The following is a 20341-nucleotide window of genomic DNA, read 5'->3' as shown; positions in this document are numbered from 1 at the left end:
GTAGCAATGACAAAGTATCATCCGGGGACTATAGCAGTTCGAGAGGGCATTGAAGACGACACTCATCACGGAGCGGTTGTACCACCCATTTACTTGTCCACGAATTATACCTTCGAGGATTACCATACTCCGAGAGATTTCGATTACAGTCGCAGTGGAAACCCAACCCGAAACATACTCGCCAATGCATTAACCAAACTCGAACAAGGGGCTGGTGGTGTGGTCACGTCAACCGGAATGGCGGCCATTAATGTGGTGTTGCAACTGCTGTCACCCGGTGACCGGTTAGTAGTTCCCCATGATTGCTACGGTGGTTCGTTTCGGCTGTTTACCAATTTGGCTCGAAAAGGGTACTTTGAGCTGGACGTGGTGGATCAAACTGACGCCCAAGCATTAGCACAGTGTTTCGCCCGCAAGCCAACCATGGTGTGGCTGGAAACGCCTTCAAACCCGTTACTTCGAGTCGTGGACATCGCAGCGGTGGCGCAACAATGTCAGGCGAGCAACTCGTTATTGGTGGTGGACAATACGTTTCTATCGCCGGTGCTGCAAAAACCACTAACCCTAGGTGCAGATATTGTCATTCACTCCACAACCAAATTTATCAACGGCCACAGTGATGTGGTTGGGGGGGCTGTGGTTGCCAAAACCGACGAGCTGGCAGAGCAACTCGATTGGTGGGCTAATACCATTGGCGCTACCGGCTCAGCATTTGATAGCTATTTAACCCTGCGAGGCCTGCGCACCTTAGAAGCGCGGGTTAACCAGCATCAAGCCAATGCGCTCAAAGTCGCGGCACTACTAGACGCTCACCCGGCAGTGGATAAAACCTATTTCCCTGGATTTGAGTACCATTCGGAGCATCACATAGCCAAGCGCCAGCAACAAGGCTTTGGCTCTATGATAAGCTTTGAGTTAAAAGGCGATGACCAGCATGTTGGTAAGTTATTAAGCGCCCTTACGCTGTTCTCTGTGGCGGAAAGCTTAGGCGGCGTTGAAAGCTTGGTTGCGGTGCCCGCGACCATGACCCACAGAGCCATGGAGCCTGAAGCGCGCGCCGAGGCCGGCCTTAAAGACACCTTAATTCGATTGTCTGTGGGCATTGAAAATGGCGATGATTTGGTTGCTGACTTACAGCAAGCTTTAGATGCGTTAGTGTAAGAGAGGTAGTGTAGTGAGCATTCGTCATCTTCATAAATTTGGTGGCTCCAGTTTAGCTGACGCCGATTGTTACAAACGGGTGGCCCACATTCTGTTGACCCATGGACAGAGTGACGATTTGATTGTGGTGTCGGCGGCGGGCAAAACCACCAACCGCTTATATGAGTTACTCGATGGTCTCGATAATCACTTTGGTTGGCAACAGCAACTGGAATTATTGCATCAATACCAGCAACGTCTGATTGAACAATCGCTGCAAGATGAGTTGCAAAAGCAGTTGTTAATTCAGTTGCGTGAAGACATTAGGGTGCTGCACCGCCTGCTGAGTCTTGAAGACTTAAATGACTACCAACAGAGCCAGATCATTGCCTTTGGTGAGTTGTGGTCATCCCGCTTATTAGCCGCTCTTTTGGCGCAATCGGGTGTTGCTGCTACCGCTTTAGATGCTCGCCAAGTGCTGCTTGCCGATGAAGAAGCCACCCCACAGGTTCGTGAAACAGAGTCATCCAAGGCGTTACAGCAATTTATTGGTGAGCACCCTCAGCATCGGATAGTGATTACCGGATTTATTTGCGCCAATGAGCGAGGCCAAACCTTGCTGTTCGGTCGAAATGGTTCCGATTACAGTGCCACCTTAATTACGCGCTTAGCGAATGCTGATAGAGTCACTATTTGGACCGACGTTGAAGGGGTGTTTAACGCCGATCCTAACCGCATCAGTGACGCAAAATTATTGCGTTCTATGAGTTTACTGGAAGCCAATCGCCTTGCTGGTTTAGGCAGTCCAGTGTTGCACTCTCGCTGTTTACAGCCATTGCAAGGAACCAATATTTCCTTGGCGGTGCGCTCAAGCTACGCCCCACATACCGACTTCACGTTAATTTCTCCTAACTCGCAGTCCGCCAGTCAGCCAGTCGTAACGGCATTGGCTAAAGTTGAACGCATTGTGTGTCGTTGCGACAGTGATTTCTTATCGTTGCTCAGTCAACTGGACGCGCAAGACCTACCGCCATTAGCCCATTGGCGCGACTACAATGGTGTGATAGAGCTGGCTTACACAACCGAGCAGGCGCCGGCGGCGGTGGGTTTGCTTAAGCGCTTAGCTCCTGATTGTGGCTTAACTCAAATAACCCGCAAGCAAGGGTTTGGGTTGGTGGCGCTAGTAAGCAGCGCTGTGCAAGATTACCGGCAAGGGTTCGCACGGTTGCTTAATCGCGCTGCTAAGCCCTTGTATCAAGACGCGCACAGCTTGGTTACTTTGGTGCGCGAAGATCAAGTGTCAGCCCTGGCAGCGCAGGTTCATCGGCGTTGCGCTGGCCCCAGAAAGCGCTTTGGCATTGTGCTCATGGGTACCGGCAATATTGGCCAAGCGTGGTTAACCTTATTCGCCAAAGCACGGACAAGGCTTCAACGTGAGCTGGAAGCAGAAATTCAACTGGTGGGTGTGGTCAGTTCTTCTCGAGCTATCATCGATGGCACAGGCATTAATGCTGAGCAATGGCAACTGCGTCATCAAAAGGGCTTACCTTGGAGTTACGAGCCGTTATTAGAGCAACTGTCGCAATTACCTTACGATGAGGTGATTGCTTTAGACGTATCCGCCAGTTCCAGTTTGACCTTGCGTTATCCGGACTTTTTCAACCACGGAATCCATTTGGTAAGCGCCAATAAACTAGCCGGCTCTGGTCCTTTGCCGTTTTATCGTCACTTAAAACAGCAAATAGCCGATCGCCGTTTGTTCTGGCGCTATAACGCATCGGTGGGTGCGGGATTACCCATACAATATGCGATAAACGACTTGCGCCACAGTGGCGACAAAGTGCAGCAAGTAGGCGGTATTTTCTCCGGCACCTTGTGTTGGTTGTTTGAGCACTTTGATGGCTCAACGCCTTTCTCACAATTGGTGCTTAACGCTAAAGAGTTGGGCATAACTGAGCCAGACCCTCGTGATGATTTGTCTGGGCGAGACATGCAACGAAAATTGCTGATATTGGCGCGAGAAATGGGCTTGGAGCTGGAGCTTGACGACATTGAACTACAATCGTTAGTGCCGGAAAGCCTTGCGGATTTAAGTCTCGATGAGTTTCTAGAACGCATTGACGAGCTCGACGCCCCCATGCAACAGGCGCTAACTACTGCTAAAGAGCAGGGTTTGTGCATTCGCTACGTCGCCAGTTTGACTCAATCGGAAACGCGCTTACAAGCCGGTGTCGGACTTCAGCAGGTGGGCCTAGAGCATGCTTACGCTAATTTGACCCCAGGCGATAACGTTTTTGTGGTCACCAGTGAGTTTTACCAAGACAACCCGCTGATTATTCGTGGCCCGGGGGCTGGGCGAGAGGTTACTGCGGCGGCAGTGCAAACCGATCTGGCGCAGATTTGCAGAGATTTATTAGCTGATTGAGAAATTTTAAGTTGACTATCTGAAGCGCTTCTTTATTATTTGGGTGTATAGACGTCTAAACGTTTAAACATCCAAATTAATTAAGGCGGCTTAGCAGAGCGGCCGTTATTGAGGACATCAAATGGGATTTCATCACGCGCAACAGTTGCATTCATTGAATGAGAGTTTATCTCAGCTGCAAGACATCAATGTTTCATTTGAGTTCTTTCCGCCTAATACCCCCACCATGGAAGAAACCTTGTGGAATTCCATTAAACGTTTGGCGCCGCTGAAGCCAAAGTTTGTGTCGGTCACCTACGGTGCCAACTCAGGGGTGCGCGATAAAACTCATGCGGTGATAGACAAAATCCACGCGGAAACCGATTTGGTTGCGGCGCCTCACTTAACGCTTGTTGACGCCTCCGACCAAGAGTTGCGCGAATTAGCGAGAGATTATTGGAATAAAGGGGTTAAACAAATCGTAGCGTTGCGGGGCGACTTGCCTGAAGGCAGCCCTAAGCCAACCCGCTTTGCCGTAGACTTGGTGAAATTGCTGCGAGAAGAAGGGGATTTCGATATTTCGGTGGCGGCCTATCCAGAGGTGCATCCAGATGCGCCCAATGCACAGGCGGATTTGGTGAACCTAAAGCGTAAAATTGACGCCGGAGCCAACCGTGCCATCACCCAATTTTTCTTCGACGTAGAGTCGTATTTACGATTTCGCGACCGTTGTGTGGCGGCGGGCATTGACGTAGAAATCATTCCTGGGATCTTGCCGGTAACCAACTTTAACCAGCTGAAAAAGTTTGCCGGAATGACCAACGTCAGTGTTCCTAATTATCTCTATGGTCAGTTTGAAGGGTTGGAAAACGATCCTGAAACTCGAAAAATTGTCGGGGCGAATGTGGCCATCGACATGGTTAAGGTGCTCTCTCGCGAGGGCGTAAAAGACTTTCATTTTTACACTTTAAATCGTGCCGAACTGAGCTACGCGATTTGTCATACCTTGGGGGTTCGTCCAACACTGGGATAACCTCAGCTAAGCCGTTATAATTGGGCGTAATATTATTCTTTTGGATAACGAACCGTGAAACCCATTCTAACGGCTATTTTACTTCTGTTAACTGTATCGGCGTGTCAGCCCAGCGTACAAGTCGAACAGCAACCGGCGCAACTGCAACTGCGGTTATTGGAAACATCAGACATTCACACCAATCTGATGGACTACAACTACTATCAAGACCAAACCGATCCCACCATTGGCTTGACCCGAGTGGCCAGTTTAATCGCCGCGCAACGCACGCAAAACACCTTGTTGTTTGATAACGGCGATTTACTGCAAGGCAGCCCCATGGGCGACTACATGGCCAGTAAAGATCCGAGTCAGTGGACAACCCACCCCGCCTATAAAGCGATGAATAGCCTGGGTTATGACGCCGGCAATTTGGGTAATCACGAGTTTAATTATGGCCTTGAGTTTCTAAAGCAAGCCATTGCCGGTGCTCAATTTCCCTATGTGAATGCTAATGTGTTTGATGCCCAAAACAACGAACACATGTTTTCACCAACTGTGGTGTTAGAACGCCAGTTTGTTGATAGCAATGGTCAAAAGCGACCATTTAAAGTAGGCGTCATTGGCTTGGTGCCACCGCAAATCATGGTGTGGGACAAACAGCACTTAACTGGAAAAGTGGTGGCCAAAGACATGGTGGAAATGGCCAAAAAGTACGTGGGTGAACTTCGCAAACAATCGGTGGATGCCATTGTTATTATCGCCCATAGCGGCTTAGGCGACCCAAAAACCATTAACCTTGCCAATCAAGAAAATGCCGCCATCGCACTGGCTCACATTGACGGTGTGGATGCGCTACTGCTTGGGCACAGCCACAGTGTTTTTCCATCGCAAGCGTTTGCCAACATTGACGGTGTCGACATTGACCGAGGAACCATTAATCAAGTACCCGCGGTGATGCCGGGGCGTTGGGGCGATCATTTAGGTCAAATCGATATCGAATTTGATTGGGATGTGGCTCAGCAAAAGTGGCTTCGGCAGCAAAGCCAGTCATCGTCATTCCCGATTTACGACTCACAGTCCAGACAATCCATTGCTAAAGCCGACAGCAAGCTGCAACAGCGAATAGCCACGGAGCATCAGGCCACCATTGCCTACATGCAGCAGCCCATCGGGGTGACTACTCAGCCGCTCAATAGCTTTTTGAGTTTGCTGCAAGACGATCCCTCGGTACAAATTGTGGCGCAGGCGCAACGGGCTTATATGATGCAGAACATGCCGGTTGAGTTGGCGGGTTTGCCTGTAGTGTCGGTGGCGTCACCACTGAAAGCCGGCGGTCGCCACTCTACGCCGGGTGATGCTCAGCAATATGTGGCAATGAACGCCGGCGAGCTCAGCTACCGCAACGGTGCCGATTTGTACTTGTACGCCAATACCTTGGTTGCCCTGAAAGCCAGTGGCGCACAGCTTAAAGACTGGTTAGAGTGTTCCGCCAATCAGTTTAATCAAATTGACGTGAGTTCAACTGAGCCGCAATCACTCATTAACTGGAATAATCACCGCACCTATAACTTTGATGTGATTGAAGGGTTGAGCTATCAAATTGACGTCACTCAACCCAGCCGTTTTGATGGCAACTGTAAGTTGGTGAACGACAAGGCTGAGCGCATCAGTCAACTAAGCTACCAAGACAGTCAAGGCAAGACCCTGACCGGTAATGACCTCATGCAAAAACAATTCTTGGTGATTACCAATAACTTTAGAGCCTTTGGCGATAAATTCGCAGGAGCGAATGCCGAGCAAGTGGTGTTTGAATCCGGCTATGAAACCCGACAGCTGCTGATTGACTACATTCGCGAGCAATCTCGCTTCAACCCGGCATCTGGTGAGTTTGACGCCTGGGTTGAAGTAAAACCAGATAACAATTGGTCGCTTAAGCCTATTCGCTCCAAGGCGCCATTGGATATTCGTTTTGTTACTCAAGACTCACAAGATGCCAAGACCTACATCGAGCACTTCAGTCGTTGGCCCATGACCAAGGTGGGCTTAGATGAGCTGGGATTTGCCGAGTATCGAGTGGACTTGAGCGCTCGTTAAGCGAGTGGTCAAAAGGCATTAAAAAAAGAGCTCCCAAGGGAGCTCTTTTTTGTGCTAACAGCGAAGATGGCTATTGCTTAGGCGTCTTTCTTGCGAGGCTTACGTTTACCTTCGCCTTTGCCTTTGTTGACTTCAAAGGAGACGCGTTTTTGACCGCGATGGCCGTCTTTTTTGGGCTTGCCGCCGCGATGGTTGTGGCCACCTTTGTTGCCACGGTAGTTGCCGCGACCGCCGCCACCATTGCCGCTTTCTTTACGCGCCGTTTTGGCAGCGTCTGAATTAGCCGGCTGAATGTTCAGCTTTTGACCGCAAACACGTACTTTGCGCAGGTGCTCAAGTACGTCTTTTGGCATGCCGTCAGGCAGGTCAACGGTGGAAACGCCATCGTACATTTCAATTTGTCCAATGTAACGGGAATCGATATCCGCTTCGTTGGCAATGGCGCCTACAATGTTACCCACACCCACACCGTGCTCACGGCCTACGTGAATTTGATAACGGATCATGGACACGTCTGGCATGTCTTTCAAAGATACTGCATCACCCACATCGTCCGGTGCCGGGCGATCGCCGCCACGACGCTTCTTATCTTGACCGTCACGACCAGCACGCTCTTTGCGCTCGCCGCGCTCTGGACGACTGGCTAAAGGCTCAATTTCCAGAGGACGGGCTTTTTGCACTTGCTTAAGCAAAGCCGCCGCTAAGGTGTCAGTGTTCACTTCAAGCTGTTGGCACAGCTTAGCTACCGCCGCATCCATGAAGTCCAAGCCACCGTCGTTAATGATTTGCGCCACTTGGCTACCTAAGCGATCCAAACGACGTTCAGACACGGTTTCAGGGCTCGGGATCGGCATCGGCGCAATGCGGCTTTTGGTGGCACGCTCAATGGTGCGCAGCATGCGCATTTCGCGACCGGTAACGAACAAAATGGCATTACCGGAACGTCCGGCACGACCGGTACGGCCGATACGGTGAACGTAGGCTTCGGTGTCGTAGGGAATGTCGTAGTTAATCACGTGTTCAATGCGATCCACGTCCAAGCCACGAGCGGCCACGTCGGTGGCAATAAGAATGTCTAAACGGCCTTTTTTCAAAGCATCAACCGCACGCTCACGGGAAGCTTGGTTCATGTCACCGTGCAAGGCGTCTGCGGCATAACCGCGAGCTTCCAGTTTCTCAGCCAGTTCAACGGCGGAGTTACGGGTACGCACAAAAATAATGATGCCGTCGGTTTGTTCAACTTCTAGAACGCGGCTTAACGCTTCCAGCTTGTTGTTTTGAGCAACCTGCACAAAGCGCTGCTCAATGCGCTCAACCGTGGTGTGGCTAGCGGCAATGGCAATGGATTCTGGGTTGTTCAAATGCTTGTTGGCCACACGGCGAATGGCATCGGGCATGGTGGCCGAGAACAAGGCCAATTGGCGCTCTTCTGGGGTATGGTCCAAAATCCATTCGATGTCGTCAATAAAGCCCATTTTCAACATTTCATCAGCTTCATCCAGCACTACTGAGCGCAGCTTTTCAAGCTTTAAGGTGCCACGACGCATGTGGTCCATAACTCGACCTGGAGTACCCACAATCACCTGAGGTCCACGGCTTAGCTGGCGCAGTTGCTGGTGCATGCTTTGACCGCCGTAAATCGGCATTACATGGAAGCCTTTTAAGAACTTGGCGTAGCTTTGGAAGGCTTCAGCCACCTGTACCGCAAGCTCACGGGTTGGTGCTAATACCAAAATTTGCGGTGCGTTTAACTTGGCATCGACTCGGGTTAACAGTGGCAACGCAAATGCGCCGGTTTTACCGGTACCGGTTTGTGCTTGCCCAAGCAAGTCTTTGCCTTGTTGTAGAGGGGTAATACTCGCCGATTGAATGGGAGTAGGGGTTTCGTAACCAAGCTGTTCAAGCGCTTGTAAGATAGGATCGGCTAAGCCGAGGTCACGAAAAGTAACTTCAGTGGAGGACATTAAATTTTATCGCCTTTTAATAGCACCTATAAGTGCTGCACGGGTGGGCGGAAAAACCAACCCCTTGTCGATCCTCCGCAGTAAAGCCGGACAGTATAGCAGAACAATAACCCGTTGTGTTGGATTTCTTCAGTCTAACCATAAGTTTAGTAGTTGCCAGCTGGTGGCGGTGGCTAAGTTGAAGTAGTCCAAATTGAAACGCTCAACCGTATCGTATTGAGTGTGCCAGTCGGAATGCTGGTTACCACCCACGAATATCCAAGGTCGATTGTAGGGCTTAAACGCGTGTTGATCAGAAGAGCGACTGTAATCGATGCGTTGCAGTTGGCGTCTATCTTGCGGGTGCCCAATGCGATAACAGCCGTAAGAGCGAGCTTGCAGTTGCTGTAATTGTTGCTTCACCTGAGGGTGGTTTGATGGGCTCACTACCAGTTTACGATAGCCGTCATTGCGTCCAAGCATGTCGAGATTAAGCACTAAATCAATGCTTAAGTCTTGGGTTGTTTGAGCGAAATGCTTAGCCCCAAGAAGACCGCTTTCTTCACCGTCGCTGGCAACAAAAATCAGATGGCGGCTGCGCTTTGGAGTTTGTGCCGCTTGCTCAGCAAGTGCCAACATAGCGGCGACACCCGAGGCGTTATCATCGGCGCCATAAAACGTCTTGAAACCGCGCTGACCTAAATGATCGTAATGAGCTATTACGACCACATAGCGGCTGGTTGTTTCGGTGGCGGGCAAATAGCCAACGAGGTTTTGTAGGGTTTTATCAACAAACGGGCCTGATTCAATAAAGGGTTGGCGATAACTGCCTAGCCATGGCTCAACACCGGTTTGTTTTAAGCGCTTTTCAATGTAACCAGCCGCTTTGTGAGAACCGTCGGTATCGGGTTCGCGTCCCGACATCTCTATGTCGCTCAATTGGGTGGCATCTTCCAATAGTTGCTGAGTGTCTAACCAAGCCGGAACCGCCGCCAATTGGCAGTTGTTGTGAGCGCAGCCGCTCAAACTGACCAGCCCTATTATTAAGGCCCAAAGTGTCACTTGTTTCAGCACGGTTAAATATTCTCAATGAAAAGGTTACACTCAGTAGCATAGCCTGAATTTTCACCGGTAACTACACGGACGCGACTATGAAAAAGGGAATAAAAATTTTATTGGCCGCAGCAATGGTTGCGCTGTTAGTAGCCACCGCCATTGCCTATCGACTGTTGTCGAGCAGTTTACCCACCTTATCAGGTAACCTTAGCTTCGACGCACTGTCGCAACCGGTTTCCATTAGTCGAGACGAAAATGGCTTGGTCAATATAGATGCTAAAAATCGTGATGATGCCATGGCTGCGTTAGGGTTTGTGCATGCCCAAGAGCGCTTTTTCCAAATGGACTTGTCTCGTCGCAGCGCCAGTGGTCGCTTGTCTGAGCTGTTTGGGGAGCGAGCCCTTGAATACGATAAATCTCGCCGAATTCATTTGCTAGAAACGGTGGCGCAGCGCCGTTTAGCCAGTTTGCCTACAGACCATCAACGCATGCTGTCGGCTTACGTTGCAGGGGTCAACAAAGGCCTGCAAACGTTAAAGAGTAAGCCGTTTGAATATTGGTTATTGGGCACAGAGCCGCAACCTTGGCAAGCTAAAGACAGTTTGCTAGTGGTGTACGCCATGTTTTTTGATCTTAACGACGAGCGCGCCAATTACGACGATAGCCGCAGTTTATTGGCTAACTATGGATCGGCAACGTTGCTAAATTACTTATCACCTAAAGGCACCGATTGGGACAGTGCATTGGATGGCAGCAGCTTTTCATCGGCAACCGTACCAGGCGATGATGTGATTGATTTGTCGCAATCGGTTGCTGCAGCGGGGTTAGCTTATTTACCTCAGCAAGATGAGGTAGGCAGTAACAGTTGGGCGGTATCGGGCGCTCATACACAATCCGGTGCAGCCATGTTGGCCAATGACATGCACCTAGGGCTGCGCTTGCCTAATACCTGGTTTCGAGCGCAACTTAACTACAACCGTTTACAAGCGCCGCGAATGATGGTGGGCGCCACTTTCCCGGGTGTGCCGGCGGTGGTGGTGGGCAGTAATGGCCAAGTGGCTTGGGGATTCACTAATGCTTATGGCGACTGGCATGACCGCATTCAGTTGGATATTAACGATGGCTACTATTCTACGCTTGAAGGCCCTAAAGCCGTTGAGCTGGTTCAGAGTGAAATTCAAGTCAAAGGCAAAAAGCCGGTGAGCTTTGTGGTGCAAAAAACGCACTGGGGACCTATTGTCGACAATGCCGATGGCAGCAAAAGCGCGTTGCACTGGCTGGCGCACTATGAAGAGTCGCTCAATCTTGAATTAGCACAAATGGACGCCGCTTCATCATTAAGCGATGCCATTAACGTGTGTCAGGTGTCAGGGGTTCCGCCGTTAAATTGTTTGATTGCCGACAATCAAGGTGACATTGGCTGGACCATTGCTGGAAAGATGCCGATTCGAAGTTCTCAGGACACGAGTATGACGGTACCTTGGCAGCAAGCCGATAAACTATGGCTTGGCTGGCTGTCGCCGCAAGATTATCCAAAGAAGCTCAGTCCTAAATCCAGCAAGCTGTGGACCGCTAACGCCCGCATGATAGGTGGATTGGGCTATGAAATGATTGGTGATGGCGGTTATGCAAACGGCGCCCGTGGTAAGCAAATTCAAAAGATATTAGACAGTAAAGACCAATTCACGGAAGCCGAGCTGTTGGCCATCGCCTTAGATGATCGCGCTTTATTTTTAGAGCGCTGGAAAAACTACTTAACCATATTGCTAAAAAAACAGGATTCGTTGACCAACCAACAGGCCACCGTGCTGTTGATGTTGGACGATTGGACCGGTCGCGCCAAACGCTACGATTCAGCCTATACCTTGGTGCGCCAATTTCATCGTCGTTATCGACAAACTTTATACCAGTCGGTGCAAGACTGGCTCGCTGTCCAGCATCAGTTAACCTTAGACGATGGCGTATTGAACCGACTTCGCCAAAAAGAGCAAGCCATGTGGCAGTTGGCCAATCATAAACCTAGCAATTGGCTTCCCCAGGAGTTTGCCTCATGGGATGAGTGGATGCTGGCCATTCTTGATGAAGCGGCGGCGGATCTCATTGAGCAACACGGCCATTTGCAGGCGGCGACCTGGGGCGAGCATAACCGCTTAGCGGTTGAGCACCCCATGGCCAGCGTTATTCCAAGCTGGGCACCAGAGCCTCTGCGACGCTTGGTAGCCGCACCTTCGCAAACCATGGCGGGTGATTCCGACATGCCTAGAGTGCAAGGCCGTCGCTTTGGTGCGTCGCAACGGCTAATTGTAACGCCCGGCAGAGAGCACGAAGGCATTTTTCATATGCCCGGTGGCCAAGCAGGGCATCCGTTATCGCCGTATTACTTGAAAGGACACCAAGATTGGGTGCAAGGGCGCGCCTCACCGCTATTGGCGGGTGAAAGCCGCTGGCAGCTGCAGTTAATCCCAAGCGCGCCTTAATCGCCTTATCATTGCGGGCGGGTTACTTTTTACCGCCCTGCTTTTTCGGCCCGTGCTCATGCTTGTGCTTATGTTCATGCTTGTGGTCGTGAGGCTTTTTGCCTTTTTTGCCTTTCTTGCCTTTTTCACTCTTGCCTTTGGGCTTCTTAGGCTGTTTGTGTTTGTGATCGTGCTTTTTACACTTGTTACCACCACCGCATTGATCTCCAGCAACAAAGCTGTCTAATACCACCGCACCAAACTGGTCACCAAGGGCGAGTGGCACAGAGCAAGAAACATGAATATCCAGCAGCTGCTCATAGTCACCACTTACCAGCTTAATTTCAGCTTGCGCGGGCAAACGGCCTTTTTCGGTGGCATTAATGGTGAAGTAGCCACCAGGATTTACCGAAGCGTTGAGAATCTCCATTTCCGTTTCGCTTTTACCCGCCTTACCGCTTTTACCTCGAGAACTGAAGGCCATTACCTCGATGTTACTGCCGTTAGGGACCATGCCGTCACAGCTAAACTTATCATCTTGATGATGTTGCGATGCGTCGCAACTGCCGCCCACGTAGCGGAAAGTAAGTGCTTTAGGGCGACATTCGCACACTTCAATAGAGTCTTGCGGCGTCGACAAGCCAGAAGCTATCCATACAAACGAGGCCGGGTCGGGCAGAGCGTCATCGTTGGAAGAATAGTCGCCTGCGGGCATGGTAGCCGATTCAATTTCTACTTCGATGTATGAAACGCCTGCAGGAATGCGAACACTCTTAATGTAATCATCCCACTCTAGGCCTTTGTTGCTTTGTAAAATGTCGACGTCGTAAATGGCGTCTGCTGGGTCATCACCGACTTTAATAGCTATCACTGACGGTCTATCAGAACCACTTTGACTGCCTTCAACGCTGGAAATGAACATAGAAAGATCGGCGTAGCGATCGTTATTACTGGCAGTGAAGTCATAGCGAACGGGAACGGTTCGCCCGAGCGAGCCGCCACGCTGCCACCACGCAGCGTCGTGGCCATCCACCAGTTGTACGTTGGAATCGCTGCCATCGCTGTAGATAAGCAATATACCGGCGCCGTTGCGACCATCATCGCCATAACATTTAACCGGATCATCGGCGTTCCAGCGGATCCTAAAGTCATCAAGTCCGCTTAAATGAATGACGTTATTACCTTGGGTAATTAGATTCTCATCTGTTAAGTCATAACGCATAACGGCACTGTAGCCATTATAAAAGGAACGAACTGGGGTGACGTCGGCACCACTGTCGTCAGCAACATGCTCGCCAATGGGACGGTCAGTGGTGTACTCGGTGGCAACCGCCTGCCCTTCTTTTCGCACATTAATGCTGTAGTCATACTCCGGGGTGGCGTTACCCTCGTAGCAGGTAAAGCCTTGCCAATACAGTAAAACTCGCTCTACGGTTTCACCTTGGTTAAGCATAATCTCAATGGTGCCTTCACTGCCGGGGTAGGTATCTGAGTGCAAACCGGTACCAGCAATGCGAATTTTGTTACCGGCCGCCAGCGCGGCTTGAATGTCGGGGTCATCGGGAACTTGCAGACGTTCGTTACCGTCGGCGTTCGCGGGTTTACTAAAAAGCGTGATGCAAAAACTCAACGCTACCAAGGCAGCGAACACTTGAGAACCATGTCGTTGTTGTTGTGTCATATTGTGCTCCTTCGCTCGTAACTGAGCTTTCGGAATGAGTTGTGACTCGTTAAGGCTAGTAAGTATAGTTAAACCTGCACAGTTTGAGGGGTTTTTTAAAGTGGGGGTAAAACGGTAAAAAAAATAGCCAGCTAAAGTGCTGGCTATTCGTTTTTTTCGACTGGCGTTAATTAAGCAGCGGCTTTAAGAACTGCGCCGTGTAGGAGGTTTTACACTGCGCCACTTGCTCTGGAGTGCCGGTCACTAAGATTTCGCCGCCGCCAGAGCCTCCTTCTGGGCCTAAGTCCACAATCCAGTCGGCGGTTTTAATGACGTCTAGGTTATGCTCAATCACAACAATGGTGTTGCCGTGATCCCGCAAACGATGCAGCACGTCTAAAAGCATTTGAATGTCTTTAAAGTGCAAGCCGGTGGTGGGCTCATCAAGAATGTACAAGGTTTTGCCGGTATCGCGCTTGGACAGCTCTTTAGCCAGCTTAACCCGCTGCGCTTCACCGCCGGATAAAGTGGTGGCGCTTTGTCCTAAGCGAATGTAGCTCAACCCCACATCCATTAAGGTTTGCAGTTTACGGGCAATGGCGGGTACTGCATCAAAGAAGCTGCGGGCCTCTTCAACCGTCATGTCTAACACCTGATGAATGCTCTTACCTTTATAAAGTACCTCTAAGGTTTCGCGGTTATAGCGCTTGCCTTTACAGGAATCGCAGGGCACGTAAACGTCGGGCAAAAAGTGCATTTCGACCTTAATCACGCCATCGCCCTGACACGCCTCGCAACGACCGCCTTTTACGTTAAACGAGAAGCGGCCCGGTTTGTAACCGCGACTGCGGCTTTCTTGGGTGGCGGCAAACAATTCCCGAATCGGTGTAAAAATGCCGGTGTAAGTGGCGGGATTCGAGCGCGGTGTGCGACCAATGGGGCTTTGGTCTATGTCCACCACCTTGTCGCACAATTCCATGCCGGTGACCTTGGTATAAGGCGCCGGCTCATCGTTCACCGCTTTGTTTAAGGCGCGGTGGGCAATTTTATAGAAGGTGTCATTAATTAAGGTGGACTTGCCCGAGCCGGACACGCCGGTAACACAGGTCATCAGCCCCACCGGAATGGATAAATCGACGTTCTTAAGGTTGTTACCGCTGGCGCCGAACAGCTGAATTTGCTGCTTAGGATCGTTAGCGGTACGCTTAGTTGGTACCGCAATGGATTTCTTGCCCGACAAATACTGGCCAGTAAGTGATTGCTTACTTTTTAGAATATCGTCAAGACTGCCACTGGCCACTACTTCGCCGCCATGAACGCCGGCACCTGGGCCAATATCAATGATGTGATCCGCTAAACGAATGGCGTCTTCATCGTGCTCTACGACCAGCACGGTATTGCCCAAATCCCGCAGGTGAATCAAGGTTTTGAGCAGGCGCTCGTTGTCGCGCTGATGCAAACCAATAGACGGCTCATCCAGCACGTACATAACCCCTACTAGGCCTGCACCAATTTGCGATGCCAAGCGGATGCGTTGCGCTTCGCCGCCCGATAAGGTTTCGGCGCTGCGGGAAAGGGTGAGGTAATTCAGACCCACGTTCACCAAGAAGCCTAAGCGATCGCCAATCTCTTTTAGAATTTTAGCGGCAATTTGGGCACGTTGACCGGTTAGCTCAAGGCCTTCGAAATAATCGAACGCTTGACCGATGGACCACTGACTAACGTCGGGTAAATTCACATCGTTAATAAAAACGTTGCGGGCCTCTTCACGCAAACGACTGCCGCCACAGCTTTTACAGGACTGAGTGGAAACATACTTAATCAGCTCTTCCCGCACCGAATTGGACTCGGTTTCACGGTAGCGTCGTTCCATGTTGTTAAGAATGCCCTCGAAAGGGTGATTGCGAGTCACCACATCACCGCGGTCATTCATGTAGCGGAAATTGATTTTGTCGCGACCGCTGCCGTAAAGAATCACCTTCTTAGCTTTGGCCGACAGGCTCGAGTAGGGCGCTTCAATGTCAAATTTATAATGCTCGGCTAACGAGCTCAACATTTGATGATAGTAAAAATTACGTCGATCCCAGCCGCGAATGGCACCACCGGCCAAGCTGAGTTCGTCGTTGGTGACCACCCGTTGTTCGTCAAAAAACTGCTGCACACCAAGACCGTCGCAGGTTTGACAGGCCCCAGCCGGGTTGTTGAACGAGAAAATTCTTGGCTCGAGCTCGGTCATGGAGTATCCGCAATGCGGGCAGGCAAAATTGGCCGAGAACACCAATGGCTCGGCATCTTCTACACCCATTTCCACCACATGCACCACACCGCCGGCAAGCTCAAGCGCCGTTTCAATGGATTCGGCTAAGCGTTGTTTGATGTTAGGGCGCACTTTAAAGCGATCCACCACCACTTCAATGGTGTGCTTCACGTGCAGGTCGAGCTCCGGTGGATCCGAGAGATCATACACTTCGCCGTCGATGCGGGCGCGGATGTAGCCTTGAGCCGAAAGGCTGTCCAGCAGCTTGACGTGCTCACCTTTGCGAGCTTTTACCACAGGCGCTAGCAGCATTTGTCGGCTTTCATTGGGCAGCTCGAGCACTTTGTCCACCATTTGGCTAACGGTTTGCGCCGCCAACGGTTGCTTATGGGTCGGGCAACGAGGCTCGCCCACGCGGGCAAACAGCAAACGCAGATAGTCGTGAATTTCGGTAATGGTGCCCACGGTGGAGCGGGGGTTATGGCTGGTGGACTTTTGCTCAATGGAAATGGCCGGGCTTAGGCCTTCAATGTGATCCACATCGGGCTTTTCCATTAGGCTTAAGAATTGTCGAGCGTAGGCGGATAACGACTCTACATAGCGACGCTGGCCTTCGGCGTATAAAGTGTCGAACGCCAGCGAGCTTTTGCCGGAGCCAGATAGGCCGGTAATCACAATCAGCTTATCTCGGGGGATTGTGAGATTTATGTTCTTTAGGTTGTGGGTGCGAGCACCGCGTACGTCTATCTTATCCATCGAACCTCTTATCCATCGAATCTTTTATGTTTCGAATCTTTTATGCTACGAGCTTAGGCAATAAACCGTAAAACATTCAGTATCGCACGAACTGGCTTTTTGGATCACTATTATTCTGGTAACTTTCCACATACAAACGATAAAAATCCTGTTAGGTTGTGCTCAATCTAGCAATGCAAATTTTCTATGGGGTAGTAATTCATGTCGGCGAACGGACTGTCGGGTCTGGAGCGCAAAGTTGCGTTTTCTCTAGCCAGTGTCTTTGGGTTGCGAATGATGGGCTTATTTATGATTTTGCCTGTGTTCGCGCTGTACGGAACCTATTTAGAAGGCATTTCGCCTTTGTGGGTAGGGATTGCCATTGGCGCTTACGGCTTAACCCAAGCCTTATTGCAAATTCCCATGGGCATTTTGTCGGACAAAATTGGCCGCAAGCCGGTGATTCTAATGGGGCTGGCGGTGTTTGCGCTCGGCAGCATTATTGCTGCCAATGCCGATACCATTTATGGCGTGGTGTTAGGCCGAGCCATGCAAGGCATGGGCGCCATTGCCTCGGCGGTTCTGGCGTTAGCGGCGGATTTAACCCGCGACCAGCAACGCACTAAGGTAATGGCCATTATTGGCGCTTGCATTGGCTTGTCGTTTGCGCTGTCGTTAATTATAGGTCCTATCGTGGCGGCGCAGGTGGGCTTGAGCGGCTTGTTTTACCTAACGGCGGCCTTTGCGCTGGTGGGCATAGCCGTGGTGGGCTTGTTGATTCCAAGTCCCATTGGCAAAGCACCCAGTGGCGACACTACGCCGGCACCGGCGCGCCTGCTGAAAATGCTAAAAGACCCGCAGTTGCTGCGCCTGGATGTGGGCATTTTGATATTGCACCTAGTACTGACGGCGGTGTTTGTGGCGCTGCCACTGGACTTGGTGGATGCGGGGTTGGCTAAAGAGCGCCATTGGCAGCTGTATTTCCCAGCTTTTGTGGGAGCGTTTTTGCTGATGGTGCCGCTGATTATCTACAGCGTTAAGCGCAACGCCATGAAAGCGACCTTCCAGTTTGCGCTGACCATGATGGTGGCGGCCTTGTTGCTCATGGGCTATTTGCCTCATAGCTTGTGGGCGTTGGCGGCGGCGTTGCTGATGTTCTTTATTGGCTTTAACTTCTTAGAAGCCAGCTTACCCAGCTTAATTTCCAAGTTTTGCCCAACCGGCGAGAAAGGCTCGGCCATGGGAGTGTATTCGACCAGCCAATTCTTGGGCGCGTTTTTAGGGGGCTTGCTTGGCGGCGGAGCCTACCAAATGGTAGGAGCCAGCGGAGTGTTTTTTGGGGGAGCACTGTTACTGATTGTTTGGTTAGTGCTGACCATGGGCATGCAAACGCCTAAACTGTTAAAGACCTTTACCTTAACCGCCAATGTGACTGACAAAGCTCAGGCGCAGGCACTGTTAACCGAGCTCAACGGCCTTAACGGGGTGGTTGAAGCCATCGTAGTTTTAGAAGAAAATGCGGCTTATTTAAAGGTTGATGATCAATTCGATTTAAGCCAAGCAAGAGCTGTGTTAGGCTCTACCGATTAGTAAAATAAACTGGAGTAAACAATGGCCAGTCGCGGCGTCAATAAAGTAATTATTGTAGGAAATTTGGGTGGCGATCCCGAAGTCAGATACATGCCTAACGGCAATGCAGTTGCTAACTTTACCGTAGCAACCAGCGAGTCTTGGAAAGATCAACAAGGTCAACAGCAAGAGCGTACTGAGTGGCATCGCATTGTGATGTACCGTCGTTTAGCGGAAATTGCCGGCGAGTACCTTAAAAAAGGCTCAAAAGTCTATCTAGAAGGTCGCTTGCAAACCCGTAAGTGGCAAGACCAAAACGGTCAAGATAAGTACACCACAGAAATTGTGACCAACGAAATGCAAATGCTGGATAGCCGTGGCCAAGGCGGTCAGGGCGGTCAAGGTCAAGGCGGTGGCTACGGCGCACCGGCGCAAAATCAAGGCGGCAGTCAAGGTGGCTTCCAACAAGGTGGCGGCGCACCAGCGCAACCGCGCCAGCCTGCACCCGCTCAGCCAGCAGCACCTCAGCAAAACTTCGGCGGCCAGCAGGGCGGTCAAGGCAATCAAGGTGGCTTTGGTGGCAATCAGCAACAACAGCGCCCAGCTCAGCAGCCTCAGCAACAGCAGCAAAATCACACCCCAGATTTGGATGATGGCTGGGACGACGACATCCCGTTCTAATTGACGGTTTTAGTCAGATTTAGCTAATGAAAACCCAGCGTAAAAGCTGGGTTTTTTGTTTTTTACACTTCGAATTTAAAATTTATTGAACTATCTTTAGGGGAACTTTAATCTATACTACCTTCAAGGAACTGCCGTAGATTCAAATGGAAACCCCGCCCCCCGTTAGCTCCATAGGCTCAACTCCATTGGCTGGAGGCGGAGGTGTCTTTGCCTGCACCTCGATTGATGGTGGTACTCCAGTTTGTGAGTGGATAAGGTTCTAAATAAAATTTAGGCACTAAGTCATGTTTGAGTTGCCCAATTAAGCATGACTTAATATATAACCTTAAGGAGCAATAATGAGTTTGATTGTTCATGGTATAGAACACCCACTGGAAAAGTCTAACTTCAAATTATTTTTTAAAAATACGATTTTTGTAGTGGTAGCTAACTATTATTTTTATATTATTATGATGGTTATTTATGGTTTTGCAGCCGCACAGCCATTCCATTACCAATACCCAATATTGCACGCAATAGAGTCAATTTTGCTGATATTTTTTCTAGCTGTCTTAAATATTGGTGTAGTTTTGGGAGCGGCAGCAAAGCTGCTTAGCATAAACTCAAAGGTACTTTATTTTTTTCCGCCTTTGTACTGTCTTTATATAAAGCTAGGTGCCTCGCCTGATGTTATATCACGGCTAATGTTTACTTTAAGCAACGTTGAAGTACTTGCTAATACGGTGATATTGTTTTTCGTAACGTATTTGGCAGATAAATTATTGGTTCGTATATACCTAAAATTAGGTTAAAGCTGAATCGGCCAGATTATCCAAGACGCTTTTTTTGCAATTAAAGTGGTTTCGATCCATCTCAGCGGGATGCTCTTTATTTCATCATAATTGAGCATCGTTCCCCTCATACATTACTATGCTAAAAACAGCCAAAGAGTTTATTTATTAGCCCATGATTTTGTATACGATTCTTATAGTTACATTTCTAATCTTCTCTACCTGGTACCACGGTTGGTGGATTTCACGACTCACCAAAGAAGAAGTGGACACTGGCATTTCAAAAAGCGTGGGAGTTTAAGTTATCCACGATTAAAAGTACGACAGTGATTCCTTCTAGTCCGGTATTAGCAGGTTTTAACTTGAAATGGATGTTGGGATTAGTGTTCATGCTCATTGGGTGGATGGCTAGCTAAATCGAAGCCGTTAATCTAACTCACCCAAGAGCCATGCGATAAAAACTAACCCTGCACACAAAAACATGAATTCCCACATACATAACCCCTTTGCTGAAAGGCTTCATTACGACGGTTTTGAAGCCTTGTTTGTATTCACCAA

General features: G+C 50.0%; 12 protein-coding genes. 8 read left to right on the top strand and 4 right to left on the bottom strand.

Translation table 11 applies throughout. The features are described 5' to 3' along the window. Positions 1-6: 6 nt before the first annotated feature. The 4 genes from metB to CLC91_RS05145 all read left to right on the top strand — a co-directional run bounded on the left by metB (position 7) and on the right by CLC91_RS05145 (position 6653). Positions 7-1161 carry a cystathionine gamma-synthase gene (metB, locus tag CLC91_RS05160; protein ID WP_095500090.1) on the top strand — a complete coding sequence of 385 codons (1155 nt, stop codon included), beginning with the start codon at positions 7-9 and terminating at the stop codon, positions 1159-1161. 13 nt (positions 1162-1174) lie between these two features. Continuing rightward, positions 1175-3565 (top strand): bifunctional aspartate kinase/homoserine dehydrogenase II, encoded by a 2391-nt coding sequence (locus tag CLC91_RS05155; protein ID WP_095500089.1) that lies wholly within the window; start codon positions 1175-1177, stop codon positions 3563-3565. Between the two features lie 121 nt (positions 3566-3686). Beyond that, positions 3687-4577, top strand: a complete 891-nt coding sequence (gene metF, locus CLC91_RS05150) for a methylenetetrahydrofolate reductase (RefSeq protein WP_095497866.1) — start codon at positions 3687-3689, stop codon at positions 4575-4577. A 54-nt stretch (positions 4578-4631) separates the two neighbouring features. Then, positions 4632-6653 carry a bifunctional 2',3'-cyclic-nucleotide 2'-phosphodiesterase/3'-nucleotidase gene (locus CLC91_RS05145; RefSeq protein ID WP_095500088.1) on the top strand — a complete coding sequence of 674 codons (2022 nt, stop codon included), beginning with the start codon at positions 4632-4634 and terminating at the stop codon, positions 6651-6653. A gap of 77 nt (positions 6654-6730) precedes the next feature. Here the strand turns inward: CLC91_RS05145 and CLC91_RS05140 are convergent, their stop codons facing one another. Both CLC91_RS05140 and CLC91_RS05135 read right to left on the bottom strand, forming a co-directional pair. Further along, a complete protein-coding gene (locus tag CLC91_RS05140; RefSeq protein WP_095497868.1) occupies positions 6731-8617 on the bottom strand; it encodes a DEAD/DEAH box helicase in 1887 nt (628 codons plus the stop codon). A 129-nt stretch (positions 8618-8746) separates the two neighbouring features. Further along, positions 8747-9670: a M28 family peptidase gene (locus CLC91_RS05135; protein WP_095497869.1), complete on the bottom strand. Its 924-nt coding sequence runs from the start codon at positions 9668-9670 to the stop codon at positions 8747-8749. Between the two features lie 77 nt (positions 9671-9747). On the opposite strand from CLC91_RS05135, the gene CLC91_RS05130 reads away from it, so the two are divergent. After that, entirely contained in the window at positions 9748-12129 is a 2382-nt protein-coding gene (locus CLC91_RS05130; protein ID WP_095500087.1) for a penicillin acylase family protein, read from the top strand. 22 nt (positions 12130-12151) lie between these two features. Here CLC91_RS05130 and CLC91_RS05125 read toward each other — a convergent pair whose 3' ends face one another. Beyond that, positions 12152-13789, bottom strand: a complete 1638-nt coding sequence (locus CLC91_RS05125; RefSeq protein WP_095497871.1) for a DUF7467 domain-containing protein — start codon at positions 13787-13789, stop codon at positions 12152-12154. A gap of 166 nt (positions 13790-13955) precedes the next feature. After that, positions 13956-16781 carry an excinuclease ABC subunit UvrA gene (gene uvrA / locus CLC91_RS05120; protein ID WP_095497872.1) on the bottom strand — a complete coding sequence of 942 codons (2826 nt, stop codon included), beginning with the start codon at positions 16779-16781 and terminating at the stop codon, positions 13956-13958. 201 nt (positions 16782-16982) lie between these two features. Between uvrA and CLC91_RS05115 the strand changes: the two genes are divergently transcribed. From CLC91_RS05115 to CLC91_RS05105, 3 genes are all read left to right on the top strand, one after another. Then, positions 16983-18350 carry an MFS transporter gene (locus tag CLC91_RS05115; protein WP_095497873.1) on the top strand — a complete coding sequence of 456 codons (1368 nt, stop codon included), beginning with the start codon at positions 16983-16985 and terminating at the stop codon, positions 18348-18350. A 21-nt stretch (positions 18351-18371) separates the two neighbouring features. Continuing rightward, on the top strand, positions 18372-19010 hold the full coding sequence (ssb, locus tag CLC91_RS05110; RefSeq protein WP_095497874.1) for a single-stranded DNA-binding protein: 639 nt from the start codon (positions 18372-18374) through the stop codon (positions 19008-19010). Positions 19011-19351: 341 nt separating this feature from the next. Further along, positions 19352-19804 carry a hypothetical protein gene (locus CLC91_RS05105; RefSeq protein ID WP_095497875.1) on the top strand — a complete coding sequence of 151 codons (453 nt, stop codon included), beginning with the start codon at positions 19352-19354 and terminating at the stop codon, positions 19802-19804. Positions 19805-20341 lie beyond the last annotated feature (537 nt).

The organism is Paraferrimonas haliotis (assembly GCF_002282895.1).
In the GTDB taxonomy this organism is placed as follows: Bacteria; Pseudomonadota; Gammaproteobacteria; order Enterobacterales; family Shewanellaceae; genus Paraferrimonas; species Paraferrimonas haliotis.
This window is presented reverse-complemented; position numbering and strand designations above follow the sequence as displayed.